Annotated in this window: 25 protein-coding genes; 13 read left to right on the forward strand and 12 right to left on the reverse strand. The window is 68.7% G+C overall.

The window, feature by feature from the left end; translation table 11 throughout:
* Positions 1-337: 337 nt before the first annotated feature.
* From G1H10_RS20550 to G1H10_RS20590, 9 genes are all read right to left on the reverse strand, one after another.
* On the reverse strand, positions 338-1,477 hold the full coding sequence (locus G1H10_RS20550) for a mandelate racemase/muconate lactonizing enzyme family protein (protein WP_163741229.1): 1,140 nt from the start codon (positions 1,475-1,477) through the stop codon (positions 338-340).
* 109 nt (positions 1,478-1,586) lie between these two features.
* Positions 1,587-2,780, reverse strand: coding sequence for an RNA polymerase sigma factor (locus tag G1H10_RS20555; RefSeq protein WP_163741342.1), 1,194 nt, complete (start codon positions 2,778-2,780; stop codon positions 1,587-1,589).
* Between the two features lie 53 nt (positions 2,781-2,833).
* Complete coding sequence (locus G1H10_RS20560; protein WP_246219756.1) at positions 2,834-3,172, reverse strand: YciI family protein; 339 nt, start codon at positions 3,170-3,172, stop codon at positions 2,834-2,836.
* Between the two features lie 130 nt (positions 3,173-3,302).
* Positions 3,303-3,929 (reverse strand): DUF1707 SHOCT-like domain-containing protein, encoded by a 627-nt coding sequence (locus G1H10_RS20565; protein WP_163741233.1) that lies wholly within the window; start codon positions 3,927-3,929, stop codon positions 3,303-3,305.
* An 11-nt stretch (positions 3,930-3,940) separates the two neighbouring features.
* Positions 3,941-4,537 (reverse strand): hypothetical protein, encoded by a 597-nt coding sequence (locus G1H10_RS20570; protein WP_163741235.1) that lies wholly within the window; start codon positions 4,535-4,537, stop codon positions 3,941-3,943.
* A gap of 88 nt (positions 4,538-4,625) precedes the next feature.
* The gene (gene rsrA / locus G1H10_RS20575) at positions 4,626-4,904 is read right to left on the reverse strand and encodes a mycothiol system anti-sigma-R factor (RefSeq protein WP_163741237.1); all 279 of its coding nucleotides are present in this window, start codon (positions 4,902-4,904) and stop codon (positions 4,626-4,628) included.
* Positions 4,901-5,512: a sigma-70 family RNA polymerase sigma factor gene (locus G1H10_RS20580; protein WP_163741239.1), complete on the reverse strand. Its 612-nt coding sequence runs from the start codon at positions 5,510-5,512 to the stop codon at positions 4,901-4,903. Before G1H10_RS20580 ends, rsrA begins: the two co-directional genes overlap by 4 nt.
* A gap of 211 nt (positions 5,513-5,723) precedes the next feature.
* A complete protein-coding gene (locus tag G1H10_RS20585; protein ID WP_163741241.1) occupies positions 5,724-6,350 on the reverse strand; it encodes an alpha/beta hydrolase family protein in 627 nt (208 codons plus the stop codon).
* Between the two features lie 28 nt (positions 6,351-6,378).
* A complete protein-coding gene (locus tag G1H10_RS20590) occupies positions 6,379-7,092 on the reverse strand; it encodes an SOS response-associated peptidase (protein ID WP_163741243.1) in 714 nt (237 codons plus the stop codon).
* Positions 7,093-7,138: 46 nt separating this feature from the next.
* On the opposite strand from G1H10_RS20590, the gene G1H10_RS20595 reads away from it, so the two are divergent.
* Positions 7,139-7,657, forward strand: a complete 519-nt coding sequence (locus G1H10_RS20595) for a DoxX family protein (RefSeq protein WP_163741244.1) — start codon at positions 7,139-7,141, stop codon at positions 7,655-7,657.
* A 113-nt stretch (positions 7,658-7,770) separates the two neighbouring features.
* Here G1H10_RS20595 and G1H10_RS20600 read toward each other — a convergent pair whose 3' ends face one another.
* Both G1H10_RS20600 and G1H10_RS20605 read right to left on the reverse strand, forming a co-directional pair.
* The gene (locus G1H10_RS20600; RefSeq protein WP_216853487.1) at positions 7,771-8,697 is read right to left on the reverse strand and encodes a TetR/AcrR family transcriptional regulator; all 927 of its coding nucleotides are present in this window, start codon (positions 8,695-8,697) and stop codon (positions 7,771-7,773) included.
* A 161-nt stretch (positions 8,698-8,858) separates the two neighbouring features.
* Positions 8,859-10,604, reverse strand: coding sequence for a glycerol-3-phosphate dehydrogenase/oxidase (locus G1H10_RS20605; protein WP_216853488.1), 1,746 nt, complete (start codon positions 10,602-10,604; stop codon positions 8,859-8,861).
* Positions 10,605-10,727: 123 nt separating this feature from the next.
* Between G1H10_RS20605 and G1H10_RS20610 the strand changes: the two genes are divergently transcribed.
* The 7 genes from G1H10_RS20610 (at position 10,728) to hisN (ending at position 19,089) form a co-directional block, all read left to right on the forward strand.
* The gene (locus tag G1H10_RS20610) at positions 10,728-11,489 is read left to right on the forward strand and encodes an IclR family transcriptional regulator (RefSeq protein ID WP_163741246.1); all 762 of its coding nucleotides are present in this window, start codon (positions 10,728-10,730) and stop codon (positions 11,487-11,489) included.
* Between the two features lie 18 nt (positions 11,490-11,507).
* A complete protein-coding gene (gene glpK, locus G1H10_RS20615) occupies positions 11,508-13,007 on the forward strand; it encodes a glycerol kinase GlpK (RefSeq protein ID WP_216853489.1) in 1,500 nt (499 codons plus the stop codon).
* Between the two features lie 317 nt (positions 13,008-13,324).
* Positions 13,325-14,050, forward strand: a complete 726-nt coding sequence (locus G1H10_RS20620) for an MIP/aquaporin family protein (RefSeq protein ID WP_174264536.1) — start codon at positions 13,325-13,327, stop codon at positions 14,048-14,050.
* Between the two features lie 78 nt (positions 14,051-14,128).
* Positions 14,129-15,646 carry a glycerol kinase GlpK gene (glpK, locus tag G1H10_RS20625; protein WP_163741248.1) on the forward strand — a complete coding sequence of 506 codons (1,518 nt, stop codon included), beginning with the start codon at positions 14,129-14,131 and terminating at the stop codon, positions 15,644-15,646.
* Positions 15,647-15,906: 260 nt separating this feature from the next.
* Entirely contained in the window at positions 15,907-17,202 is a 1,296-nt protein-coding gene (aroA, locus tag G1H10_RS20630) for a 3-phosphoshikimate 1-carboxyvinyltransferase (protein WP_163741250.1), read from the forward strand.
* Positions 17,199-18,215: a ribosome small subunit-dependent GTPase A gene (rsgA, locus tag G1H10_RS20635; RefSeq protein WP_216853490.1), complete on the forward strand. Its 1,017-nt coding sequence runs from the start codon at positions 17,199-17,201 to the stop codon at positions 18,213-18,215. The genes aroA and rsgA overlap by 4 nt, the downstream gene beginning before the upstream one ends.
* A 91-nt stretch (positions 18,216-18,306) precedes the next feature.
* On the forward strand, positions 18,307-19,089 hold the full coding sequence (hisN, locus tag G1H10_RS20640; protein ID WP_312856612.1) for a histidinol-phosphatase: 783 nt from the start codon (positions 18,307-18,309) through the stop codon (positions 19,087-19,089).
* On the opposite strand, the gene G1H10_RS20645 is transcribed toward hisN, so the two are convergent.
* The gene (locus G1H10_RS20645) at positions 19,071-20,609 is read right to left on the reverse strand and encodes an MFS transporter (protein ID WP_163741252.1); all 1,539 of its coding nucleotides are present in this window, start codon (positions 20,607-20,609) and stop codon (positions 19,071-19,073) included. The genes hisN and G1H10_RS20645 overlap by 19 nt on opposite strands.
* Positions 20,610-20,675: 66 nt before the next feature.
* On the opposite strand from G1H10_RS20645, the gene G1H10_RS20650 reads away from it, so the two are divergent.
* The 5 genes from G1H10_RS20650 (at position 20,676) to G1H10_RS20670 (ending at position 26,821) form a co-directional block, all read left to right on the forward strand.
* Positions 20,676-21,287: a TetR/AcrR family transcriptional regulator gene (locus G1H10_RS20650; RefSeq protein ID WP_163741254.1), complete on the forward strand. Its 612-nt coding sequence runs from the start codon at positions 20,676-20,678 to the stop codon at positions 21,285-21,287.
* Positions 21,288-21,464: 177 nt separating this feature from the next.
* A complete protein-coding gene (locus G1H10_RS20655) occupies positions 21,465-22,292 on the forward strand; it encodes a hypothetical protein (RefSeq protein WP_163741255.1) in 828 nt (275 codons plus the stop codon).
* Between the two features lie 31 nt (positions 22,293-22,323).
* Positions 22,324-25,212 (forward strand): sigma-70 family RNA polymerase sigma factor, encoded by a 2,889-nt coding sequence (locus tag G1H10_RS20660; RefSeq protein ID WP_163741257.1) that lies wholly within the window; start codon positions 22,324-22,326, stop codon positions 25,210-25,212.
* Positions 25,213-25,464: 252 nt separating this feature from the next.
* A complete protein-coding gene (locus tag G1H10_RS20665; protein WP_163741355.1) occupies positions 25,465-25,734 on the forward strand; it encodes a WhiB family transcriptional regulator in 270 nt (89 codons plus the stop codon).
* A 244-nt stretch (positions 25,735-25,978) separates the two neighbouring features.
* Positions 25,979-26,821, forward strand: a complete 843-nt coding sequence (locus G1H10_RS20670; RefSeq protein ID WP_163741258.1) for an SDR family NAD(P)-dependent oxidoreductase — start codon at positions 25,979-25,981, stop codon at positions 26,819-26,821.
* Positions 26,822-26,825: the final 4 nt, after the last annotated feature.

Below are 26,825 nucleotides of genomic sequence, written 5' to 3' on the forward strand. Positions count from 1 at the left end.
GGTCCGCTGCGCGGTCGGATCGAGCGCACGCTGAATCACAGACGGAAGGGCCGGAGATGCCCTGGCCAGAAAGGGAAACTCATCGATGACAGCCGTGATCGGCCCGTCGGCGCCGATCTTCATGAGCCTCCGTCGCGGTGAACATGAAGCCACCGGAGGCATGCGCCAACGCGTCGAGCAAGAACCTCTTGCCTTGCCGACGCCGTCCCGAGGCGACGCCTAGCGTGGCCCCCGGCCTGTTGTCCGACGCGAACCGAGTCAGTTCGGACCACTCGAAGTCACGAGTCGAACATCGTGCGGGGTTTGTCCACGGTGTCACTCGCTCTACGTCGCGTCGTTACCAATTGGTGAAAGAGCCATCGGCACGCCGGTACTGTGGTGGCGGACCAAGCCGGTCAGCAGCAGAGTTCTTCCGCGCATAGTCGAGGTCGATCTGGACCCCGAGGCCTGCCAGATCGGCCGGCCGGACCGATCCGGCTGCGATGACGGGGCCGACCTCGACGAGCGGATCGTCGTCCCAGCCGTGCGGTCGCAACTGTTCCTGCACGCTCACGTTCGGTAACGCGGTGTTCAGGTGCGCCGACGCGGCGGAGCAGACCGGCCCAAGCGGATTGTGCGTGGCAACCTGGATGTGGTGCGCCTCCGCCATCGCCGCGATCTTGCGCCCCTCGGTGATCCCGGTGTTGGCCAGATCGATGCGCGCGTGATCGATCAGGTCGCCCTCCAGCAGCGGCCGGAACGCCCACTTCGTGGTGTACTGCTCGCCGGCCGCGAGCGGCACCCCGGTCCGTTCCCGCAGCGTGCGGTACAGGCCCGGATCCTCAGAGCGCAGCGGATCCTCGACGAAGTACGGCCGGAACGGCTCCGCCTCCCGGCAGAACGTGACCGCGTCGGCGGGATCGAGTCGCGTGTGCACGTCGATCAGCAGCTCGACGCCGTCGCCCAGCGCGTCCCGTAAGGCGCCGAGCACGCCGAGCGTGTCCCGAACCGCCTGCCGCGGTTCGAAGATCGGGTCGGTCCGGCCGTCGAGGCTGAAGCGCAGGTGGGACCAGCCCAGCTCCACCAGCCGCCGGGCGTTGTCGACATACGCCTCGACGTCGGTTCCCCGCAGGTGGACATACGCCGGCACCTGATCCCGGCATGGCCCGCCGAGAAGCTCGTACAGGGGCACTCCCAGGGTCTTGCCGCGCAGATCCCACAGCGCCATGTCGATCGCTGCCATCGCGGCTCCGGCGTCGCGGTCGGCCGGGAAGAACCCACCGCGATACATCGTCTGCCACACGTGCTCGATCCGATTGGCGTCCTGGCCGATCACGATGTCGGCCAGATCGCGCAGCGCCCCTAGGACCGTGCCCGGTCTGGAACGCATGCCGACCTCACCCAGGCCGTGGGCGCCGTCAGCGGTATGTACCGCGATGAGGAGGTAGGTGCCGGCGCCGGCAGCCACCGGCAGCGATTCGATCTCCGTGATTTTCATCGTGCCTATTCTGGCCCGTACGCCTCGCGAGCGGTGAGCCGGCGTCCCTCCCGGCAAAACCACGCGACACCGGTGAGCGCGCTGCCACGCTGGCCCGGTTCACGCGCGTTCACGACGCGGCCGCGTCCATGTCAGCCGCACGCCGGGACAGGTAACGTCGTTCAGCCTCGTTCTCGGTCAGCGTCGCGGCCGTGCGGTAGGCGGCCGCGGCCTCCCGGTTCCGTCCTACTCGGCGCAGCAGATCCGCCCGGGTGGCGGGCAGACCGTAGTAGTCCTGCAGGCGTGGATCCGCGGCGAGCCGTTCCACGTCCTCCAGCGCCGCCGCCGGGCCGTCGATCATCGACCGCGCCGCCGCCCGGGCCAGCCCCGTGACCGGCGACGGCTGGACCGTAAGCAGCACGTCGTACAGCGCGACGATCTGTTCCCAATCCGTCTCGGCGTACGACGACGCCTCGGCATGCACCGCAGCGATCGCCGCGTGCAGGGTGTACACCCCCGGGGCGCGGCCCGCCGTGCGCCGCATCGCCGCGTGTGCCAGAGCCACACCGTCCCGGATGGCCTCCTGATCCCACCGGGTCCGGTCCTGTTCCTCCAGCGGCACCAGATCACCGGCCGCGTCGACGCGGGTGATGCCGCGGGCTTCACCGAGCCGGATCGTCGCCAGCATCCCGAGCACCTCGGGTTCGTCGGGCATCAGCTCGGACAGCGTCGCCGCCAGATCACCGGCGAGCCGTACCAGCTCCGCCCGCCCCGGTCCGGCGCCCACGGATGCGGTGTGCCCGTTGGTGTAGACGAGCCACACCACGGCCAGGACGGCCGGCAGCCGATCCGGCAGCTCGTGGTCGGTAGGCATCCGGTACGGAATGCCGGCCGCCCGGATCCGCTTCTTCGCCCTGGTCAGCCGGGCCGCCATGGTGGGTTGGCTGACCAGGAACAAACGCGCGATCTCCGGTGTGGTCAGCCCGCACACCAGCCGCAGGGTCAGGGCCACCCGTGCGGTGAGGGCGAGCGCCGGATGGCAACACGTGAAGATCAGCTGCAGCCGGTCGTCCGCGACGGAACTCGCGGGCGCCGGCTCGTCGTCCTCGTCCGGCACGATCAGCAACGGAAGCCTGCGCGCCAGGGCCTCATCACGGCGGAGACCGTCCAGCGCCTTCCGCTTGGCCACCGTCGTCAACCAGGCCACCGGGCTATCCGGCACCCCCTGCCGGGGCCAGTCGCGCACGGCCGCGGCGAAGGCCTCCTGAGTGGCGTCCTCAGCGGCGTCGAAGTCGCGGGTGACGCGCACCACCGAGCTGAGCACCCGGGCCCAGCCGTGGCGGTGCGCGTCCGCGAGCGCGGCCTCGACCCGGTCGCTCAACCGGCGGCGTCCCATATCGGGCGCACTTCGATTCCCGAGCCCATCGGGCATTTCCGGGCCACCTCGATCGCCTCGTCGAGGTCTCGCACATCGATGACGTAGTAGCCGCCGAGGTTCTCCTTGAGCTCCACGTACGGGCCGTCGGTCACCAGCGCGCCGTCGCCGTCCGGGCGCAACGTGGTCGCCGCGGACGATGGCCGGAGCGCGGCGCCGCTGAACGGAATGCCCTGCTGCTCCAGGTACGCGATGAAGGTGGAGTGTTCGGCCAGCGCGGCGTCGAGTTCGTCCTTCGGCACCGACAGCCAGTCCGTGTCCGGCTCGAAGAGCATGAGCATGTACTTCACGGTGGTTCCCCTCTCCGTGTGGGTGGTTTCTACACCCTTGACGGACGGCACCGCCAGAAATCGACAGCTTCCTCCGGGCGATTTTCCGATCCCCGGAGACCGTTGATGATCTCTCCGCGGTCTACGGCCGATCTCGACCGTCGCCGCCGCGCCCGAAGACCGACCGCAGCCACTCGGAGAACGAACGACGGGGGTAACGCGCGATGATGGATCCGGACTTCACCTGGCCGGATACCCGCACCAGCGGAGCATCGGGGTCGCGGCGCTGGTTGACGCGGTTGCTGGCGCTCCCGCTGGTGCAGGAGACGTCGTCCACGTCCACCGCCCAACCGTGCGGCACGATGATCAGCACGGAGCCTGACGCCGCGGTGGCCTCGACGCTGATCTCGCGGTGCGGGCAGTCCGCGGCGGTGAAATCAAGCCGGATGGAGCCGGAGCTGCACTCGGCGATGATCCGCGCGGGGACGGTCCAATAACCGTCCTTCTTCAACGAACCGCTCTTCGTCTGCAACGTCAGCACCGGACGCGCCGCGGATCTCGGCGCCGGCTCCCGGTCCAGGTCGGCGGTCACGGCCTCCAGCTCTGCCCGGGTCTTCGCGGCGTAGATCGCGGCCAGCCGTTCATCCAGCTCGGACAACTCGAGCTGCCCGTCCGCCACGGCACCGCGCAGCAGCTCGGCCACCGCATCGCGGTCCGCGTCGCTGGCACGCGTCGCCGGCAACGGCGGCTCGTACGATTCGGAGGACATGTCCGCAAAGCCTAGTCGAGCAGCATCGAGGCGGATACCAGCAGTGTGGCGATCACGGCTACGACGGCCACGCCGGAGAGGAACGGGAAGCGCTCGGAGAGCGGTACCGCGTGCGGGAACCTGCGGCCGAGTTGCCGCGCGGTGACCGCTTGGTCCAGCTCCTCTGGGCTCACGCCGAGCCAGCGGACCAGTTGCCGCATGTCCTCCGGGCTCCATTGCGGGCTCTTCAGCCTCAGAATCAGCCGTTCCCGGCGGTCGAGCAGGAGCAGATTGCGGTTCGCCCGCGTTCCTGAGGAGGCCGAGACCCGCACACTGACGGCCTTGGCGATGTCGGCGCGTTCTCGGGTCCGGGCCAGCATGATCGGCCGCTCCATCTTCAGGTGCGAACCGGTCACGATGACGCGCTGCTCCCGGCGCATCACCTGCACGACGGCCGCCAACGTCAATGCCACCAGCGCCGCGGCGAGCACGCTGACCGGACCGTTGCGCACCACCAGGAGCGGAGCGAGCGCTCCCAGCAGTACCGGGGTGCTCTTCAGTAGCCGGCGGTAGTTCTGCCCGGACGGGGAGAGCACGCGCTCCGACGGGGCCACCGCTCGCTCGGACATGGACCGATCATAGGGTGATCGCCGCCCGCATGGCTATCGCACTGCGGTGGGCATCGCCGCAGGCGCCTCAGCCCGCGCGGTCCCGCCGTCACAAGTGGTCGGTAACCTGAACCCGCACCTCGCGGATACGTGCCAGCACCTTCATCCGCAGTTCCTCCGGAGCGTGCTCACAGGCGCACGAGCGAGCGAGCACCGCCCGCACGGCCCGCTCCAGGTCGTACTTGGACAGGCATCCGCCACAGTCGTGCAGGTGAGCCTCGATCTCCGCGTAGGTCAGTGTGCGATCCTCATCCAGCTCGCGATCGAGAAACGCGTACACCTTGTCGAGCACTTCGCCGCAGTCAACGTCGTCGTCGTCACAGCTCATGACAGTCGCGCACCCCCTGGTCCGCCTTCACCTGCAGGCACGAGTCCCCGCTCACGCGCGTAGTCCTCCAACAGCTCCCGGAGCTGGCGACGGCCCCGGTGCAGCCGGGACATCACGGTACCGATCGGGGTTCCCATGATCTCCGCGATCTCCTTGTAGGGGAAGCCCTCGACGTCGGCCAGATACACCGCGATCCGGAATTCCTCCGGGATCTGCTGCAGCGCGTTCTTGACGTCCGAGTCAGGCAGATGCGCAAGCGCTTCGGCCTCCGCCGACAGCAGCCCGGTCGAGGTGTGCGCCTCGGCACGCGCCATCTGCCAGTCTTCGATCTCCTCGGCGGCGCTCTGCTGTGGCTCGCGCTGCTTCTTCCGATACGAGTTGATGAACGTGTTGGTCAAGATGCGGTACAGCCACGCCTTGAGGTTCGTACCTTCCTTGAACTGGTGGAACGACGCGTACGCCTTGGTGAACGTCTCCTGGACCAGGTCCTCCGCGTCGCTGGCGTTGCGGGTCATCCGCAGCGCCGCCGAGTAGAGCTGATCAAGGAACGGCAGCGCATCGCGTTCGAACCGCTGTGCGCGCTGCTCGGCACTCTCTACTGTGGCCATCGCATCCGATGCTACCGAGACCGCCGGCGTCGCCGCCTTCCAGTCCTTCGTCGCCACGTTCCAGGCTTGCCAATCCACGGACGCGGAATCGTTGGATCGGGGCGCTTCAAGGCAGGCCGTGCCGGGTGTACTCACGAGTATTCGTCCCTCCCGGGGCTGTGGTTGCCGATCATCCGGCGGTCACATCGTCTCGACGCGACCGTCACGCTCGTCAACCACGCAACGGCTGCAGGAATTCCCGCACCGCCTCGACCGCGGTCGTCAGCGCTTCCTGCTGGTCATATGCCTTCGGCACAGCCATGCCGTGGTCCGCGTGGGGCACCGGCGTCACGTACCAGGCGCCGTCCGGGAACTCCGCAGGCGTTCCGAACGTGTCGCGGTCGCCTTGCACGACCAGCACCGGCACGGTGACGCCGGTCAGCTCGTCCAGCCGCGACCGCTCCGGCTTGCCCGGCGGATGCAGCGGAAAGGCCAGCGCGACGACGGCTACCGCGGCGACGTCCGTATGCGTCCGGCAGGCGACGCGGGCGCCGGCGCTGCGGCCACCCACCACAAGCGGCACGTCCCGCGGCAGCCCGTCGACCACCGAGCGCCACGCGTCATCCAGGACGGCGGGCCGCGGAGCGACCTTCTTGCCGGCGACTCGCCACGGTTGCTCGACCCGGACCACCTCGATACCGGACTCCGGCAACCGCTCGGCCAGCGCCGCGAGGTCTCGTGCCTCCACGCCGCCGCCGGCGCCATGCCCCAGGACCAGCCGCAACCTCGGCTCGGCGGGTTCGTCGAACCACAGCCGGGCCGGACCGTTGGGCGTCTCCACCACGCGTTGCCGGCTCAACTCCGCCTCCTCATCACCGCGAAAACGGTCACAGCGTGGCCGGCTCGATCAGCTGCGGCCCGTTGTTGTCCGCCTTGTTCACTTCGGTGGAGACCGGGTAGGCGTCCAGCACCCCCGGCACCGCGGGGGCCAGTAGCGACGTCAGGCCCCGGACATCGCCGTTGGCCGGGTCGAGCCACTCGGCCCAGTGCTCCCGCCCCACCAGCATCGGCATACGGTCGTGGATCTCACCGATCTCGTCGACGGCGTCTGTGGTCAAGATCACCATGCTCCACCGGAAGCGGTGCGGGTCGTCGTCGCTGCGGGTGGGATCGCGCCAGATCTCATACAGCCCGGCCATGGCGAGCATGCCGTCGCGCGGATGGATGTAGAACGGTTGCCGCTTGCCCTTCTTCTCGCCGCGCCATTCGTAGAATCCGTCCGCCGGCAGCAGGCAGCGGCGGGCGGCGAAGGCGCGCCGGAAGGACGGTTTCTCGGCAGCCGTCTCCACGCGGGCGTTGATCAGCCGGTTCCCGATGGACGGATCCTTCGCCCAAGACGGAATCAAGCCCCAGCGGACGGTGGCGAGCCGCCGCTCCTGGTCGCCGGTGTCCCGGTCCCGGCGGGTCAGGACCGCGTAGACGTCCTTGCTGGGTGCGACGTTCCAGTCCGGCTCCAGCCGCTCCCGGACGTCCACCCGATCGACGCCGAATTCCTCCGCAAGGTCATCCGGGTCCTGGCTCACCACGTAGCGTCCACACATACCTCTATGGTCCACATCCGCGGTGGTTTCGTGGTAGGCAGGAGGTATGAGCCTCGTCCGAATGATCGCGCGCCCGATGCTGGCGTCCGTCTTCGTCGTCCAGGGGTGGAAGAACTTCCGCGACCCGGAGCAGCAGATGCCGGCCGCGAAGTCTTTCACCGACAAGGTCGGCCCGGCACTGGAGAAGAACGCGCCCAACCTCCCCACCGATCCGAAACAGCTGGTGCGGATCAACGCCGCGACTCAGCTCGGTGCCGGCCTGGCGCTGGCCACGGGGAGATTCCCGCGGCTGGCCGCCGCGGTGCTCGCCGTGTCACTCGTCCCGACGACCGTGGCCGGGCATCCGTTCTGGGAGTCCGACGATCCCGAGGAGCGCAGCCATCATCGCGCCCAGGCGTTGAAGAACGCCGGTCTGGCCGGCGGCCTGCTCCTGGCCAGCGTGGACACCGAAGGAAAGCCCGGCCTGGCGTGGCGGGCCAAGCACGCCGCCGGCAGAGCGCGGAAGAGCTCGAAGACGGCCGGCCGCAAGGCGAAGAAGGCCGCGAAGAGCGCCAAGCCCTCTTGACGCGCCACGCGCGAACGGCCGTCCTCCCCAGCGCGGCCGCGAAGCGCCACGGTCACTCGCTGATCCCAGCCATGGCGCGTTGAGCCGGCAACTCTCGGGTGCGGGACGGACGTTCAGTCCCGCGCTGCCCGTCCGTCGGCATCGCCGGGTGTCCCGGAGGCGGCAGCAGTGCTCTGGGACACGGAGCGTCCGGACAAGGCCTCGCCGTCGCCGTCACCCAGCGCCGTGCGCAACAGCCGGCGCGCCGCGTCTCGCGCATAGTCCATCGCGTCGGGCATGCCGCCCGCGGTCCACATCATCAGCGCCCCCTCCTGCACCATCGCCAGCTGCGCGGAGAGACGATCGGTGACCGTTCCCTCCAGCCCGGACTCGCGGAGCAATTCGGCGTAGAGAGCGCGCGTCCAGTCCTTCTCGGCACGGATCACGGCGACGCCCGGATGGTCGCCACCGCCGATCTCCGCGAACGCGTTGATGAAGGCGCAACCGCGGCTGAGTGTCGAGTTCCACTCCTCCAGGGCGTCCAGCACGGCGCACACCCGCTGGACCGCCGCTTCGTACACAGCCCCGTGACCGTCGTCACCTGCGCTGACCCCGGCGATGCCCACGGCCGCGGCACCGTCGGCCGCTGGAGCGTCGCCAGCGCTGGGCCCGACCGGGCTTCTCCCGATCTTGGCCGCGGTACGGTCGGCTGGTGCGGCGTCGTCGTTCTTCGATCGATCATCGCCGTCCGCACCGCCGGTCGTCCGCACAGCGATCAGGTGCTCCTCGACGAATCGTCGCCACCGCTCCGCCCGACGCTGCAGGTAAAGCGAGACCAACACATCTTTGGAGCCGAACCGGTCATACAGCGTCTTCTTGGTGGTGCCGGCCATCTCGGCGATGGTGTCCACCCCGACCGCGTGGATCCCGCGCGCGTAGAACAGGTCACTCGCCGCGTTGAGCAGCTTCTCACCAGCCGGCGTGAGCCGGGTCAGATCCGGGGCCGGCCTCGGACGCCGCCCCTTGATGATCACCGGGGGAACGCTCGACATCTCCGCCATCATCCACTCCTTGCGTGACCGATACGTGCACAGTATACCGACCGGTATAATGCCTCGGCCACGCTACGGTCTCGGGCTTGTTGAGTCTGTGTTGCGCACAGGCCCCTCTATGGAGCCCTCAAACAACACTGACGTTCAACAAGCGCCCCGAACAACCACGTTCAGCTGACCGGCGCGGAGATCAACGGCCGCGGCTCGGCCGCCGCCGACCTGACCTCATCCGCGGCCTGGTCGTCCGGCTTCGTCTGCGAGTTCCGCTCCGCCGTCACCCGCTCGGTGTAGACCTGAACCTCGTGCGCGCGCCGGGCGTCGTCCCAGCCGAGAACCTCTCCCATCAACGCCGCCACCGCCTCGGCACATTCCAGCCCTCGGTGCGGATACTCGATCGAGATCCGGGTGCGACGGGTCAGCAGATCGTCCAGGTGCAACGCACCCTCGTCCCGCACGCCGTAGACCACCTCCACCTTCAGGTAGTCCGGAGCCCCGGGAATCGGCTCCAACAGGTCCGGCTGAGCCGCCGTGAGGTCCAGCAGGTCATACACCAGCGACCCGTACCGATCGAGCAGGTGACGGACCCGGTACGGATGCAGGCCGTACTCCTCGGCCAGCCGATCGATCTGGTTGACCAGCGCGTGGTAGCCGTCCGCACCGAGCAACGGCACCCGATCGGTGATCGACGGTGCGATGCGCCCACGCAGGTCGCTCTCTGCCGCATCGATCGCGTCGGCGGCCATCACGCGATACGTCGTGTACTTGCCGCCCGCGATCGCCACCATGCCGGGAGCCACGTGCGCCACGGCATGCTCCCGGGAGAGCTTGGACGACTGGTCGCTCTCCCCCGCCAGCAGCGGCCGCAACCCCGCGTACACGCCCTCGATGTCGTCATGCGTGAGCGGCGTGGCCAGGACGGCGTTGACATGGTCGAGGATGTAGTCGATGTCGGACTGAGTAGCGGCGGGGTGCGCCAGATCGAACGTCCAGTCGGTGTCCGTGGTGCCGATGATCCAGTGGCTGCGCCACGGGATGACGAACAACACCGACTTCTCGGTACGCAGAATCAGCCCGGAGTCCGCCGCGATCCGGTCGCGCGGGACGACGATGTGCACACCCTTGCTGGCGCGCACCCGGAACCGGCCGCGTGCTCCCGCCAGCCGTTGCATCTCGTCGGTCCAGACGCCCGTGCAGTTCACCACCACGTCGCAGCTGACGTCTCGCTCGTCGCCGGTCTCGACATCGCGCACACGAACTCCGGTGATCCGGTCGGCTTCACGGAGGAACCCGATGACCTGAGTCGAGGTACGGACCGCGGCGCCGTAGTGCGCGGCCGTGCGGGCCACGAAGAGGGTATGCCGGGCGTCGTCGGCCTGCGCATCGAAGTAACGGATGCCGCCGACGAGCGCGTCGTGACGCAACGCCGGGAACAGCCGCAGCGCGCCGGATCGCGTCAGATGCTTCTGCCCGGGCACCGAGCGGGCACCGCCCATTGTGTCGTACATCAGCAGACCGGCGGCGGTGTACGGGCGCTCCCACACCCGGCGCGTCAGCGGATACAGGAAGCTCACCGGCTTGACCAGATGTGGCGCAAGGCGGGTGAGCATCAGCTCCCGCTCCCGCAGCGCTTCACGCACCAGGCCGAACTCGAACTGCTCGAGATACCGGAGACCGCCATGGAACAGCTTGCTGGACCGGCTCGACGTCCCCGCGGCCAGATCGCGCGCCTCGACCAGCGCCACCTTGAGGCCTCTGGTGGCGGCATCGAGTGCCGCACCCGCTCCGGTGACTCCGCCGCCGATGACGACGACGTCGAAGTGCTCCTCGCCCAGACGCTGCCAGCTACGTTCCCGCTCTTCCGGGCTGAGGCGACCGATCCGGCCGCCGGACACTGACTCTGGGTTACGCTCGGCCACGGGGACCTCGCCTCCTTGCGGGTCTTTCGTCTCCAACGCACACCACGCTACCGGCTCGTACCCGCCTGGATACGCCACTCGTATGACATTGTCGAACGCCCTGCGAGGTTATACCGTGGCGACGTGCCAGGAGCGGTTCAGTCGATAGAACGCGCAGCCGCCATCCTTCGCCTGCTGGCGCACGGCTCCGGGCCACTCGGCGTCGGAGAGATCGCCGGCTCACTCGGCCTCGCCAAGGGCACGGCCCACGGAATCCTGCGCACCCTGCAGGGCGTCGGCTTCGTCGAGCAGGACAAGACGACCGGCAAGTACCAGCTCGGCAGCGCGCTGCTCCATCTCGGCACCAGCTACCTGGACGTGAACGAGCTTCGCTCGCGCGCGTCGAACTGGGCGGACTCGCTGGCGTCCCGGTGCAACGAGGCGGTGTGGATCGGCGCACCGCTGCAAGGTCAGGTGCTGGTCGTGCACCACGTCTTCCGCCCCGACGACACCGCCCAGGCCCTGGAGATCGGCTCGCTGCTTCCACCGCACGCGACCGCGCTCGGCAAGGTGTTGCTCGCCTACGATGCCGGCCTGCTCTCCGCAGTGGTGCGCACCGGGAGCCTGGAGCCGTTCACCTGGCGCACGATCACTGATCCGAAGACACTCAAGCGGGCCGTCTCGACCGTGCGTGAGATCGGCTGGGCGGGCGAGACGGAGGAACGCGAGCTGGGGCGGGCGAGCATCGCCGCTCCCATCCGGGGTAGTGGCGGGCTTGTCGTCGGCGCGATCGGCGTGGCCGGTGCGCGCGAGCGGATCTGCGACGCCAAGGGCCGCCACGACGCGGCCATGGTCGATCACGTCCTCCGCGCGGCACGCGCGATCTCCCGTGACCTCGGCGGCTGACGAGAAGGGGGCCAGACAGTGCAGCGCTACGTGATGGCGATCGATCAGGGGACGACCTCGACCCGTTGTATCGTGTTCGATTTCCGCGGCCGGCTCAACGCCGTCGTCCAGCGTGAGCACCGGCACCACTTCCCCCGGCCCGGCTGGGTCGAGCACGACGCCGAGGCGATCTGGCGCGACGTCCAGCGGATCGTGCCCGAGACGCTGAACCAGGCCGGCATCGCGGTGGACCAGGTCTCCGCACTCGGGATCGCGAATCAACGCGAAACCACCGTCCTGTGGGACCGGCACACCGGGGCCACCGTCGGCCGTGCGATCGGCTGGGAAGACACCCGGACCCAGGCCCTGGTCGACGAACTGGCCGCAGTGCCCGGCGCCGAGCAGGTCAACACGCGATGCGGACTGCCGATCTCGAGCTACTTCTCCGCGCCGAAGATCCGCTGGATGCTCGATCACGTGCCCGGGCTGCGCGAGCGAGCAGAGACCGGCGACATCCTCTTCGGCACCATGGACAGCTGGCTGGTGTGGCAGCTGACCGGCGGACCGGACGGCGGCGTCCACGTCACCGACGTGAGCAACGCCAGCCGCACCCTGCTGATGGACCTGCGGACGCTGTCCTGGGACGACGAGCTGCTGAGCTTCTTCGACGTCCCCAAGGCCATGCTCCCGCAGATCCGCTCCTCCACGGGCGACTACGGGCGGACGACGACGGCGGTCCCGGGCATCCCGATCACCGCCGTGCTCGGGGATCAGCACGCCGCGCTGTTCGGCCAGACGTGCTTCGCCGCCGGCGAGGCGAAGTGCACCTACGGAACCGGCAGCTTCCTGTTGCTGAACACCGGCGCGGAGCCGGTGCGGTCGACGCACGGCCTGTTGACCACGGTCGGTTTCCAGATCGGTGACGAGCCCGCGGTCTACGCGTTGGAGGGGTCGATCGCGGTCACCGGCTCCCTGGTGCAGTGGCTCCGGGACCAGCTCGGCATCATCGGCAGTGCGCCGGAGATCGAGACACTCGCGCGCACCGTCTCCGACAACGGCGGTTGTTACATCGTCCCGGCGTTCTCCGGTCTGCTCGCGCCGCATTGGCGCGGCGAGGCACGCGGCGTCATCGCCGGGCTCACGTCGTACATCAACCGCGGGCACCTGGCCCGCGCGGTGCTGGAGGCGACCGCCTGGCAGACGAAGGACGTGGTGGAGGCGATGAACGCCGACTCCGGCCTGGAGCTCAACATGCTCCGGGTGGACGGCGGCATGACCGCGAACCACCTGTTGATGCAGTTCCTCGCCGACGTGCTCGACGTGCCGGTGGTCAGGCCGATGGTCTCCGAGACCGTCTCGCTGGGTGCGGCCTACGCCGCCGGCTTGGCCGCCGGAGTATGGCCCGATCTGCACGGCCTGCGGGCGAACTGGCACCGCGCCGGCCAGTGGCTGCCGAACATGGCCGCCGAGCATCGGCAAGCCGAGTACGAGAACTGGCAGCGCGCTGTCGAGCTCACCTTCGGCTGGATCAAGAGCTAGCCGTCTACCGTGCGCGGCACGATAGATGTTCACGCCGCGATCTGGACTCGCCCTCCGCGTGCGCTGAGGCACCTTGCTGTCGCCGCAGCGACAGCAAGGTGCCTCAGTGTCGTATCGAGTTCTCGTATCGAGTTCTCGTCCCGAGAGCGCAAGTTTTCCCGACAAACCGCGCCAAGTCGGCATAGCGGTCGACATTGTCGAACCAAAGGCGGTGACGCCGAGCGTATCCAGCGGTTACCGTCCAGTTACAGATCGCAACGACGCGATGTCCGGGGGTCCGGACGGTCGTTGCCCCGTTCAACGAAACGGAGGCCTCCATGGACCTGAACTTCGGCGAGATCTTCTACTGGGAGCTGCTCGGCACCGGCATGCTGGTCCTGCTCGGTTGCGGTGTCGTCGCCAATGTCATCCTTCCCCGGAACAAGGGCTACATGCGCGGCCCGCTCCAGGGCAATTGGTTGCTGATCAACTTCGGCTGGGGGCTCGGCGTGTTCGCCGGTGTCTATGTCGCAGCCGAGTCCGGTGCCCACATCAACCCGGCCGTCACCTTCGGTCTCGCGGTGGAGGGCACGACGGAGTGGAGCGACGTTCCGGCATACCTGCTCGGTCAGATGACCGGCGCCTTCCTCGGCGCGGTTGTGATGTTCCTGGCCTACAAGCTCCAGTTCGACGCCGGCGAGGAGCCCGACCTGAAGCTCGGCGTCTTCTCCACCGGACCGGAGGTGCGCAGCTACCCGTGGAACTTCATCACCGAGGTCGTCGGCACCTTCGTCCTCGTCTTCGTCGTCCTCTCCTTCGGCCCGCATCCGATCGACATCGGTCCCCTCGCCGTGGCGCTGCTGGTTGTCGGGATCGGCGCCTCGCTCGGTGGTCCGACCGGCTACGCCATCAACCCCGCCCGTGACCTCGGACCGCGTATCGCCCATGCGCTACTGCCGATCAAGGGCAAGGGCTCCAGCGACTGGGGCTACTCGTGGGTGCCGATCGCCGGGCCGATCGTCGGCGGTGTGCTGGCGGGCCTGCTCGGGGCCGCCGTGTTCTGATCGAGCCGACCGTCGCTGCGCACCCACATCCGAACCTGAACGCACGGCATTAGAAGTCCCGACCCGAGGAGTGCACCCATGCCTCAGTACGTAGCAGCCATCGATCAAGGCACCACCTCCACCAGGTGCATGATCTTCGACCACTCCGGGAACGTGGTCGCAGCCGACCAGCGCGAACACCAGCAGATCTTCCCCCGCGCCGGCTGGGTCGAGCATGATCCGGAGGAGATCTGGCGGAACACGCGGGAGGTCTGCGCCGGCGCGCTGGCCAAGGCCGACCTCGTCGACCAGGACATCGTCGCCGTCGGCATCACGAATCAGCGCGAAACCACGGTCGTCTGGGACCGCACCACCGGCAAGCCCGTCTACAACGCGATCGTCTGGCAGGACACCCGCACCGACCGGATCATCGAGGAACTCGGCAACCTGGGCGGCGGCCAGAACCGCTACCACGCCTCCACCGGGCTGCCGCTGGCCACGTACTTCGCCGGTCCGAAGGTGAAGTGGATCCTGGACAACGTGGACGGTGCCCGCGCCAAGGCGGACGCCGGCGACCTGCTCTTCGGCACGATCGACAGCTGGCTGTTGTGGAACGCCACCGGAGGGCCGGACGGTGGACTGCACATCACCGACGCCACCAACGCCTCCCGCACCCTGCTGATGGATCTGGACACCCTGACCTGGAACGAGCAGAACGCGGCGGACATGGGCATCCCGATGTCCATGCTCCCGGAGATCCGATCCTGCTCAGAGGTGTACGGCAACATCCGCCAGCGTGGAGCGTTCGCCGGACTGCCGCTGGCCGGGAGCCTGGGCGACCAGCAGGCGGCCACGTTCGGCCAGGCCTGCCTGTCCGTCGGAGAAGCGAAGAACACCTACGGCACCGGCAACTTCGTCCTGCTCAACACCGGCAACGAGAAGGTGATGAGCGAGAACGGGCTGCTGACCACGGTCTGCTACAAGATCGGGGAGAACCAGACGGTCTACGCGCTGGAGGGGTCGATCGCGGTCACCGGCTCGCTCGTGCAGTGGTTGCGCGACAACCTCGGCATGATCGGCAGCGCGCCGGAGATCGAGCAGCTCGCCGCGAGTGTCGATGACAACGGCGGGGTGTACTTCGTGCCGGCGTTCTCCGGCCTGTTCGCACCCTACTGGCGCTCCGACGCCCGCGGGGCCATCGTCGGGCTCACCCGGTACGTGACCAAGGGCCACCTCGCCCACGCTGTACTCCAGGCGACGGCGTTCCAGTCCAAGGAGGTCATCGACGCGATGAACGCGGACTCCGGAGTACCGCTGAAATCGCTGAAGGTGGACGGCGGCATGGTCGGCAACGAGCTGCTCATGCAGTTCCAGGCGGACATCCTCGGGGTGCCGGTGATCCGTCCCGTCGTCGCCGAGACCACCGCATTGGGTGCCGCGTACGCCGCGGGGTTGGCCGTCGGGTTCTGGCAGAGCGAGGACGATATCCGCACCAACTGGGCCCAGGACAAGCAGTGGGACCCGCAGATGGACGAAGCTGAGCGCGAGAAGCAGTACCGCAAGTGGAAGAAGGCCGTAACCAAGACCTTCGATTGGGTAGACGAGGACACCGACTAGGCAGCCATCCTGCGCCGACGCTTCGGCGACCCCGGGCGTCCCCGGGCGACCCAGGCCATCCCGGGCCACTCCGGGCGACCCAGGCCATCCCGGGCCACTCCGGGCGACCCGGGCGATCCGGGCGACTCCGGCACGGCCCGTACGGACCTAGCACGGACCCGGGACGGTGGCTCGCTCTTGAGCACGCCGCGCGAGCCGCCGCCCGGGCCCGCTCTTCGCGTGCCGTCACCGCGGTGCGACGCACGGTATGCTAAGGGCCGATGACACTCTCTTCCACGCCTCTCTGGCCTGCACCGACAGCAGCCGGGCCGGTCGATGCGACCGTCCGCCTGCCCGGCTCGAAATCGGTCACCAACCGGGCGCTGATCCTCGCGGCGCTGGGCACGGCGCCGTCGTTGATCCGTCGTCCGCTGGACGCACGCGACACCCGGCTGATGGCCGCGGCTCTGCGCGTCCTCGGAGCCGAGGTCGCCGAGGAGGCCGACGGCTGGCGGGTGACACCGGCGACGTTCGCCTCCGGCGGCACCGTCGACTGTGGCCTGGCCGGCACCGTCATGCGGTTCGTCCCGCCGGTTGCCGTCTTGGCCGACGGCGACGTCCACCTCGACGGCGACGAGCATGCCCGGGTCCGGCCGATGGAGGTCATCATCTCCGCACTGAAGACGCTCGGTGCGGACATCGACGACGCCGACGGGCAGCCGGGTTTCCTGCCGCTGACCGTCCGCGGTTCCGGCGCGCTGCCCGGCGGCAAGGTCACCATCGATGCCTCGGCGTCGTCGCAGTTCGTCAGCGGTTTGCTGCTTGCCGGCGCCCGCTACGAGCGTGGTCTGACGGTCCTGCACGACGGCAAGCCGATCCCGTCGACGCCGCACATCCAGATGACGGTGGGCATGCTCCGCGAGCGTGGCGTCGAGGTGGACGACACCGAGCCGGACACCTGGCGGGTCCTGCCTGGACCGATCGCCGGCTTGGACACCGTCGCCGAACCGGATCTGTCCAACGCGGCGCCGTTCCTGGCGGCCGCGATGGTGACCGGCGGCGTGGTACGCGTCTCCGGTTGGCCGTCGGCGACCGCCCAGCCCGGGGATCAGCTGCGTGACCTGCTGAACCGGATGGGCGCGCGGTGTGAGCTCGCCGACGGAGTGCTCACCGTGACCGGCTCCGCCATCCACGGCATCGACGCGGACCTGCACGACGTGGGTGAGCTGACCCCGGTCATCGCCGCCATCGCCGCGCTGGCCGACTCGCCGTCGCACCTGCGTGGCATCGCGCACCTACGGGGCCACGAGACCGACCGGCTGGCAGGGCTGGCGGCCGAGATCAACGGCCTGGGCGGCGACGTCACCGAGACCGACGACGGCCTGACCATCCACCCGCGGCCGCTGCACGGCGGCGTGTTCGCCAGCTACGACGATCATCGGATGGCCCAGGCCGGCGCCGTCCTGGGACTCGCCGTCCCCGGCGTCCAGGTGGAGAACATCGCGACCACCGCCAAGACCCTCCCCGAGTTTCCGAGCATGTGGGCCGAGCTGCTCGAGCTGGAGCGCGCAGCGTGAGTCCCCGGCGGCGCCCGTCGTACGACGAGAGCGACGTCAGGGTCCGCCCCGGCCGCGGCTCGCGGCCACGCAGCAAGATCCGCCCCGCCCATCGCAACGCGGTCGCCGGGATGGTGATCGCGGTGGACCGAGGGCGCTACACCTGCGTCACCGGGGAGGGCCGCATCGTGGTCGCGATGACCGCACGCGAGCTTGGCCGGGGCGCCGTGGTGGTGGGCGACCGGGTCGGTCTGGTGGGCGATGTCTCCGGCCAGGAAGGGTCGCTGGCGCGCATCGTGCGGGTGGAGCCCAGGGAGTCGGTGCTGCGCCGCACCGCGGACGACGACGATCCGATCGAGCGGATCGTGGTCGCCAACGCTGATCAGATGGTGATCGTCACCTCGGTGACCGATCCGGAACCGCGGCCGCGGCTGATCGACCGCTGTCTGGTGGCCGCCTTCGACGCCGGGATGGACCCGCTACTGTGCGTGACCAAGGCCGATCTCGGCGATCCGGCGCCGCTGCTGGACAGGTACGCGCCGCTCGATACCCCGGCGGTGGTCACCTCACTGAGCGACAGCGATGTCCCGCCGCGCTCGCTGGACGAGCTCCACGGTGAGCTGCACGGCCGCACCAGCGTGCTGGTCGGCCACTCCGGCGTCGGGAAGTCGACACTGGTGAATGCGCTGGTCCCCGGGTCGGACCGGGCGACCGGCGCGGTCAACGTGGTCACCGGCCGGGGCCGGCACACCTCGACCAGCGCGGTCGCGCTGCGGCTCCCCGGCGAGGGCTGGGTGATCGACACCCCCGGGATCCGTTCGTTCGGGCTCGCGCATGTCGATCCGGACACGTTCATCGATGCCTTCTCGGACCTGGCCGAGGAGACGGACGCATGCCCGCGCGGTTGCACGCACGGCTACCAGGAGCCGGAATGTGCGCTCGACGACGCCGTCGCCGCCGGCCGGCTCGCACCCGAGCGCGTGGAGTCCTTCCGCCGGCTGCTGTCCAGCCGGGAGCGGCAGGCCGGCGACTGAACGCCCGCACCGGACACTGACTGAACGCCCGCACCGGACACTGACCGGACGCCACGCCCACCGTCGGCGCGGAACGCGCTACATTCTGCGGGTGGCCCACGATGACGACCTGAGGTTCGCGCATGTTCTCGCGGATGACGCCGACGCACAGACGCTGTCCCGGTTCCGCGCCGAAGACCTGCGGATAGAGACGAAGGACGACGACACACCGGTCACCGATGCCGATCGTGAGACCGAGGAGGCGATCCGCCGGACGCTGTCCCGGGCCCGTCCACGGGACAGCATCGTCGGCGAGGAGTTCGGCACCGACGGGTACAGCGCGCGCCGGTGGGTGATCGATCCGATCGACGGGACCAAGAACTACGTGCGCGGCGTCCCGGTGTGGGCAACGCTGATCGCGCTGATGGTCGAGGACAAGGTGATGGCCGGCGTGGTGTCGGCTCCGGCTCTGAATCGGCGCTGGTGGGCGGCGCGGGGCTCCGGGGCGTGGACGGGGCGCTCGCTCTCGGCCGCGAGCCGGTGTCGCGTCTCCGACGTCGCGTCGCTGGCCGAGGCCTCGCTCTCCTACTCCGACCTGGAGGAATGGGAGTCGCGCGGTGCGCTGCCGCGATTCCTCGATCTGACCCGGGCCTGCCGGCGCACCCGCGCGTACGGCGACTTCTGGTCCTACATGCTGCTGGCCGACGGTGCCGTGGACATCGCGACCGAGCCCGAGCTGGCGCTGCACGATGTCGCCGCGCTGATCCCGATCGTCGAGGAGGCCGGCGGCACGTTCACCGATCTGGCCGGCAAACCCGCCGCGTACGGCGCCGGGGCGGTGGCGACCAACGGCCGATTCCACGACGAGGTGCTCGCCTACCTCTCCGCCGGCTGAGCCTCTGGCAGCGGTGTCCTGCGGAGCAGGACGGTCACGACGACGGCGGCGACGGCCAGTGTGGCGGCGCCGACGAGCGCGGTGGTGTTGATGCCGTGGACGAAGGCGTCCTGCGCCTGCTGAACCAGCACCGTCGCCGATGAGGACGGCAGCTCTTCCGCGATGGCCACCGCGCCGCCGAGCGTTCCACCCGCCGTGTCGGCCGCCTCGGGTGACAGGTTCTGCGGGAGCGCGTCGCGGATCTCGTTGCTGTACACCGCCGAGGCGATGCTGCCGAGCGTCGCGATGCCCAGCGCTCCGCCGAGCTCGGAGCCGGTCTCGTTCACGGCTGCCGCGGCGCCCGCGTTCTCCGCCGGTGCGGTGGCGATGACCATGTTGTACGCCATCGACAGGGCGGTGCCCATGCCGAACCCCAGCACGCTGTACCCGGTGATCAGTGTGGCGATCGAGTCGCCCGCGCTCAGCTGGGTGAGCGAGCCGAAGCCGACGGCCGCCACCGCCAGGCCGGCGCCCACCACCAGGCCGGGCCGGATCCACCGCACGGCCACGGTGCCGAGCGAGATCCCCACCATCATCACCGCCACCATCGGCAGCATCCACAGCGCGGCGACCACCGGCCGATAACCCATCACCAGCTGCATGTGCTGCACCACGAGCATGCCGACACCGGCGCTGGCCAGCACCAGGATGAGGTTCACCCCGATCGAGGCGGAGAACGCGGGGAACCGGAACAGGCCGACATCGAGCAGCGGGTCGGGACGCGATCGCTGCCGTCGCACGAACAGATAGCCGAGGAGCACGCCGACGACGATCGCCAGCGCCGGCACCGGTTCCCAACCGTACTCGGCCAGTTCCTTCAAACCCCAGATGGCCGCCAGCACGGCGCCCATGGCCAGCGCGGCGCCGGACAGGTCGAACCGTCCCGGTCGTGGGTCCTTGTACTCCGGCAGCAGCACCGGCGCGAGCACCAGCAGCGCCACCATCACCGGGATGTTGATCAGGAAGACCGATCCCCACCAGAACCGCTCGACCAGCAGTCCGCCGATGATCGAGCCGAGGGGGAATCCGGCGCTGAACGAGCCGGTCCAGATCGCGACGGCACGACGGCGTTCGGCGTCGTCGTGAAACATGTTGCGGATCAACGCCAAGGTCGACGGCGCCAAGGTGGCACCACCGACGCCGAGCAGCGCGCGGGCGATGATCAGCATATCCGCACTCGTCGAGTAGGCGGCCAGCAATGAGGCCGCGCCGAAGGCCACGGCACCGAACATCAGCAGCTTCCGCCGCCCGATCCGGTCGCCGAGAGTGCCCATAGTGAGCAGCAGGCCGGCGATGAAGAACCCGTAGATGTCCATGATCCACAGCAGCTGCGTCCCGCTGGGCTCCAGGTCCGCACTGAGCCAGGGCACCGCCATGAACAGCACGGAGAGGTCCATCGATGCCAGCAAAGCCGGCAGGACCAGGACGGCGAGCCCAAGCCACTCCCGTCGGCCCGCACGGTAGGTGATCTCGTGTGTCATGGCCGGAATTATACGTTCGTCTTATACGTACGTCTAGCACGGCTGTATAAGGTAGGGTACGGAGCCATGGGGCACCGTGAAGACCTGCTCGAAGGCGCCAAGCGCTGTCTGTATGAGAAGGGCTACGCACGCACGACGGCGCGCGACATCGTCGCCGCTTCGGGCACCAACCTCGGCTCCATCGGCTACCATTTCGGCTCCAAGGAAGCGCTGCTCAACACGGCCTTGATCGAGGCCATGCGAGATATGGCCCGCGAGTTCACCAGGCTCAGCGCAGAGGATCTCAGCGATCTCGGCTGGGAGGACATGGCGACGGGATGGACGCGTGTCGTCGGCAGGTTCGACGAGTACCGCCCCCTCTTGGTGTCGCAGATCGAGGCGTGGGCCCAAGCCGAGCGCTCGGAGGAGCTACGGACGCAACTCGCCGAGCACTACCAGCAGGAGATCACACACGGCGCCACCCTGACCCGGCAGTACTACGACACGCCGGACGACCGCACCGCCTGGGCGGTTTCCGCCGTCATCACCGCACTGGCCGACGGCCTCGTCCTGCAGTGGCTGATCGATCCCGGACGGGCGCCGAGCGGACGGGACGTGGCGACCGCACTGCGGGCCGTGGCACGTGCCGCCAACCGGTCGGAACACGACACAGACAAGGACTCCTCCGCGGAGTCGTGACGCCATCCCGTCCGTTTCGGTTTGAGATTCACCTCTTGTTGGCGCAAAGTATCTGCCCAGAGCACAGCAGACCGACTTTTCGAAAGAATCTTCCAAGATCACGTCATACCCGGCACACAGTTCCGTCATGACGGGTGACTGGGGAATGCGGACGCACGCCTGAGGAGGGGGTGAGTAGTGCGCCACGTGTCGGGGTGCAGCCGGCAGCGTGGGCCGGCGGGGACGCTTGCGGCGTCTTGGCTGGCCCACCTCCACGGCGACTACACACAACTGGACGACCTGATCCCACCGCCCGGCGTGGACGCCGTACTCGAAACCCTGGCCGAAGCGAGTCCGTCGCCGGAACGGATCGCCGAGGCCCTGACGACGTACGCCTGGGACTCCATATCCGACAATTCGGATTTAACGTGCGCATTGGACGATGTCGATGCGCTATGGAGCATTCTGGAATCCAACGGCCATCCACCCATATCCCGGAACCGGGCGCGACATATCGTCACCGACGCGTGGGTCGACGCGGTTGCGGCGAATCGAGCCTCTCCCGGAATCGACGCCCTTTCCGGGCTCCACACGATGGGGTACTTGCTTGGCCGCATATCCGAACTCGACCGTTTGACTGACGACGAGGCGGCACCTCTGGTAGTTCTAGTGGTGACCTGGCATGAGCCCGCAAGCCCGTGGGAGCGGATCTCGTGCATCCTCCAGGTGGCCTCGGCACTCCAGGATCGGGTGCGCGCGGAAGCCACATTGAGTCAATTCGGGACACACTGCGCAGTAGCCTTAGTTCCGGACGATAACCGCGCTCGACTCGAGAGGGGCAGCTTGACAAAAAGGCTCAATACTGGAGAACTCAGCACGTTTGGCTTCGACGTCGACCTGATCCCACTACCAGAAAATCGGTCTCATGTAACTGAACTAATCGTACGACTTCAGGACGGATCAATGGTCGGCGACAAATCTGGTCCGATTGGCCGGTTCCCTCACGACTGGAACTCCCTAGACTGACGGAAGACCGGAAGAGGTAGGGACTGAACCGTTGACCACACCAGCTGAAGCGCCGAGCGACGCCGAACTCATCGCGCGCACTCGCGACGGCGATATGAACGCCTATGACGAGCTGTACCGCCGTCATTACGACGACGCGTCGCGCGTTGCCCGGATCGTGACCAACAACAGCGACGAGGCTCAGGACGTCGTCGCCGAAGCCTTCACCCGCGTACTGACCCGGATCCGCGAAGGCGGCGGACCGGAGGCCGAGCTGACCCCGTACCTGCGCACGGTGGTGCGACGGCTCGCAGTGGACCGGCACCGGAGTGCACAGCGCGACGGCCAGCCGACGGACCAGGCCATCCTCGAGATCCTGCCGCGCACCGACGACCCGATGGCCCGCGCCACCGACCGCGAGCTCGTCCGTCAGGCGTTCGAGACGCTGCCGGACCGCTGGCAGCAGGTGCTCTGGCACACCGAGATCGAGGGCCGCTCGCCCGCGTCGCTCGCGGCGACGCTGGGCAGCACGCCGAACGCGGTGGCTGCGCTGGCATACCGAGCCAGGGAAGGGCTGCGTCAGGCGTATCTGGCCGTCAACCTGTCGTCGGACGTGCGGCCCGAATGCCGGCCCTACGCTCCGAAGGTCGCCGCGTACGTCCGGGGCACGCTCTCCGCGCAGCACACCCGCGCCGTCACCACACACCTCGGCGAGTGCGAACACTGCCGGGAACGTCGCGACGAACTGCTGCTGCTGGTCTCCGACCTGCGTGGCACATTGTGGCCCGCGCTGCTGCTGCCCGCCACGGCCGGCACCGCGGTCATCGCCGGAGCCGCCGCCACTGGAGCGGCGGTCGCCGGGGCGGGAGCGGCTGGTGCCGGGGCTTCCGCAGGAGGCGGCGCCGCGGCGGATCCCACTTCCACGGCCGTGCTGGCCGGCACCGGGGCGGCCGCCGCCGGCACTGCCACCACGGGTTCTGGCGGCGGTGCCGCGGCCGGAACGGGGGCGGCCGCGGGTGCGGGCGCCGCGAGCGGCGCCTCGTCCGGATCGGGCGGAGGAGCACTGTCGGTGCTCTCGCCCGGCCGGCTGGCCCGGATGGGCAGCAAGACACTTGCCGGTGCGGCCGGTGTGGTAGCGGCCGGCATCATCGCGGCAGGCGCGTACATGATGCTCAGCGGCTCATCGGACGATCCGCCGAACGTCGCGGGTCCGCCGACGTCCGAGATGGGCGGTCCGGACGGCGGCGGCGACGCGCCTGCTTCCGATTCCACCGGTTCGACCGGTGGCCCGACCCAGGACTCCGAATCCGAGACTGATCCGACGTCGCCACCGACCGACCCCGCCGACACACCGCCGCCGTACTCTCCGGACGCGGTGCCGCCGAGCGACGGTGGCAACCTGCCGATCAGTTTCCCGCGCCCGACGACACAGGATCCGGAGTCGCCCTCGGCCGACCCGGAGACGCCGAGCGACCCGGACGATCCGACGCAGACCCCGGACGACGAGCCGGACGAGACACCCGATGAGACTCCGGATGAAACCCCGGATGATCCGGACACCAGTCCGCCTCCGGACAACGACGAAGAGACGTCGGCCCCGACGGTGCGCAGCGGCCCGCAGAACACGACAGCCCGAGCCGGCCAGCCGACGACGCTCACCGTCGACGTCGCCGGCAGCCCGGCACCATCGTTGACCTGGCAGTACCGGGATCCGTCGTCGGCGTCCAGCGCGAGCGGCAGCTCGGTGACGATGTCGCCGGCCAGCGGCGGCTGGAGCGACATCTCCGGTGCCACCTCGTCGAAGCTCACTGTCACGCCCAAGCCCGAGCACGACGGACGCCAGTACCGGGTTGTCGCGAAGAACGCGCATGGCACCGTGACCACCGATCCGGCCGTCCTGACCGTGCACTACGCACCGCACAAGGTCTCCGGACCGGACAGCGCCAACGTGAACGAGGGCGGCAGGGTGACCTTCACCGCCTCGGCCGAGGCCAACCCCGCGCCGAGCAGTGTCACCTGGCAGCGGAAGGCACCCGGCGGTTCGTGGCAGAACACCGGTGCCGGCAGCACCAGCCAGCGCGGAACGAAGACCACGCTGGAGGTGTCCGGGGTCGATCGGGACCAGCACAAGTACGAGTACCGCGCGGTCTTCAAGAACGACATCGGCGAGGCCAGCACCGGTGCAGCCCAACTGACCGTGAACTGGGCGCCCGCGATCGAGCGGAACCCGTCAAGCGCACACGCCTCCACAGGCAGCAAAGCCACCTTCGAAGCGAAAGCGGAGGCGGGCAATCCCAGCACGACCAAGGCCCGGTGGCAGATCAACGAGGGCAACGGCTGGAAAGACCTCGGCGTCACTTCCCAAGGCACCACGGCTACGTTGACGGTGGATGTCACGAGCGCGAGCCAGGATGACAATCAGTATCGCGTCGTCTTCGAGAACTCGATCGGCGGCGCGGAAAGCAGCCCGGCCACGCTCAACGTCGAGGCCAATACCAGCGGTTCGATCAGTACCACCGCATCGGGCGGGCACCACAATCTATGCGTCCAACCCACCGGAAGCAGCGATTCCATTCAACTGGAGAGCTGCTCGGATCCGCCTGATTGGGATGTCTATACCGAGTATGAAGATGCCGGGCCCAACGGACACGCCGTCCGTTGGGCCGATGGCCGTTGTCTGAGCGTCTCACCTACACCCGACCAAGATGGCGCGCGCAACTTCCCCGTGGAGTTGCGGCCGTGCAGCACCCCAGTGCCGTCCTCTGACCAGCTCTGGCAGTTCGATCCGTACGCCAATGGTGCACAGCGGTTCCTCACGACATTTCCCGGGCTGGGCACCGAGGTCTGTCTCGACGTGGAGGGTGGCACCATCACCAGCGGCTCCCGGCTGATCGCATACGCCTGCCACGGCGGCGCCAATCAGAAGTTCAAGTTCCGCTAGGGCTCCTCACAACCGAACACCCATACCCGCCGCGCGGCCTGACTGGTCGGGCGGCATTGACGCGTCCTGGGCCCGGTCCGGTCCGCCTCTGTCGGGCAGGCTCGGGCCCATACGTCGTTCCTGGTCAGAGCCGACTTCAGAAAAATCCAGAGAAAATCTCAGATCTGGCGTCATGACGGTTCTGCGTCAGCGTCATGTCGGGTATGAGGGTCTTGATCGTCTCGGTTAGGGGGACACGGCCACATGACCGCCATGATCGACATCAGTGAGATGCATGCCCGCGACTGGTTCGGGCAGCAGGAGAGCTGGCGTGCGTTCGCTGCCTGTCGCGGCATGGACACCGACCTGTTCTATCCCGAAGGGCGCGGGAGCACACTCCGCAAGCGCGAAGCCGTCGCCAAGAACGTCTGCGCCTCCTGCCCAGTCGCGGCGCAGTGCCGGGATGCCGCCTCCCAACAGCCGGAGAGATTCGGCATCTGGGGCGGTCTCACCGAAGGTGAGCGAGGTTGGGCCCGGCGCTGACGGGTACTCGCCACCGGCAAGGAGACGTGGTGGCGGAACCGCTGCACCGGGGACAGCGGATCCGCCACCATCACCATCGACTCGCAGCGAGCTTGTTGAGTGTCAGTTGCGCGCAGAGGCCACTACGACGGTCGTTGACGCAACGGACACTCAACTAGCGGTCTGGTGTTCGGCCTGATCCGCGTAGAATTCGCTGGCGCGCTGCTCGTGCGGCTACGTACGCTCTCGGTGTTTGTGATCACACATGGGAGGTTCTGTGGCCGTCGCCAACTCCGTACAGCCGGCTCTCGCCGGCCGAGTCGCCATCGTCACCGGAGCGAACCACGGCATCGGTGCCGCCACAGCGAGCGCCCTCGCGCGTCAGGGCGCCGCCGTACTGATCAGCTATCTGCGCGTCGACAACAAGCCGGATCCCGGCACACCGGACGCTTACAACCAAGGCCGTGCCCGTCATGCCGAGCACGTCGTCGAGGAGATCCGGAACGCAGGCGGGCAGGCTGAGGCGGTCGAAGCCGACCTGTCGGACGTCAGCACCCCGGCGATGCTGTTCGACGCCGCGGAGCGCGCCTTCGGACCCGTCGACATCCTGGTCAACAACGCCAGCGGGTGGATGGCGGACACGTTCACGGCCACGTCCACCGACGGTTTCGGCAGGACCCTTCAAGCGGTGTCCGCAACCACCGCCGACCGCGTCCTCAACGTGGACGCGCGAGGCGCGGCGCTGCTCATCGCCGAGTTCGCGCGCAGACACATCGACCGCGGCGGCACGTGGGGACGGATCGTCGGCCTGACGTCCGGCGGCGACATGGGCTTTCCCGGCGAGGTCTCCTACGGAGCCGCGAAGGCCGCGCAGGCGAACTACACCATGTCGGCGGCGTCCGAACTGGGCACGTTCGGCGTGACGGCCAACGTCGTCCATCCGCCCGTCACCGACACCGGGTGGGTGACGCCCGACGTCGTCGACTTCGTCGAGTCCAGCCCGGTGCTGTTCAACGTCGCCGAACCGGCCGAGGTCGCCGAGGTCATCGCCTACCTGTGCTCGGACGCGGCGTCGCTGATCACGGGGAACACCATCTACCTCCGCTGACGAG

This window comes from Phytoactinopolyspora halotolerans (assembly GCF_010550675.1).
GTDB classification, from domain to species: domain Bacteria; phylum Actinomycetota; class Actinomycetes; order Jiangellales; family Jiangellaceae; genus Phytoactinopolyspora; species Phytoactinopolyspora halotolerans.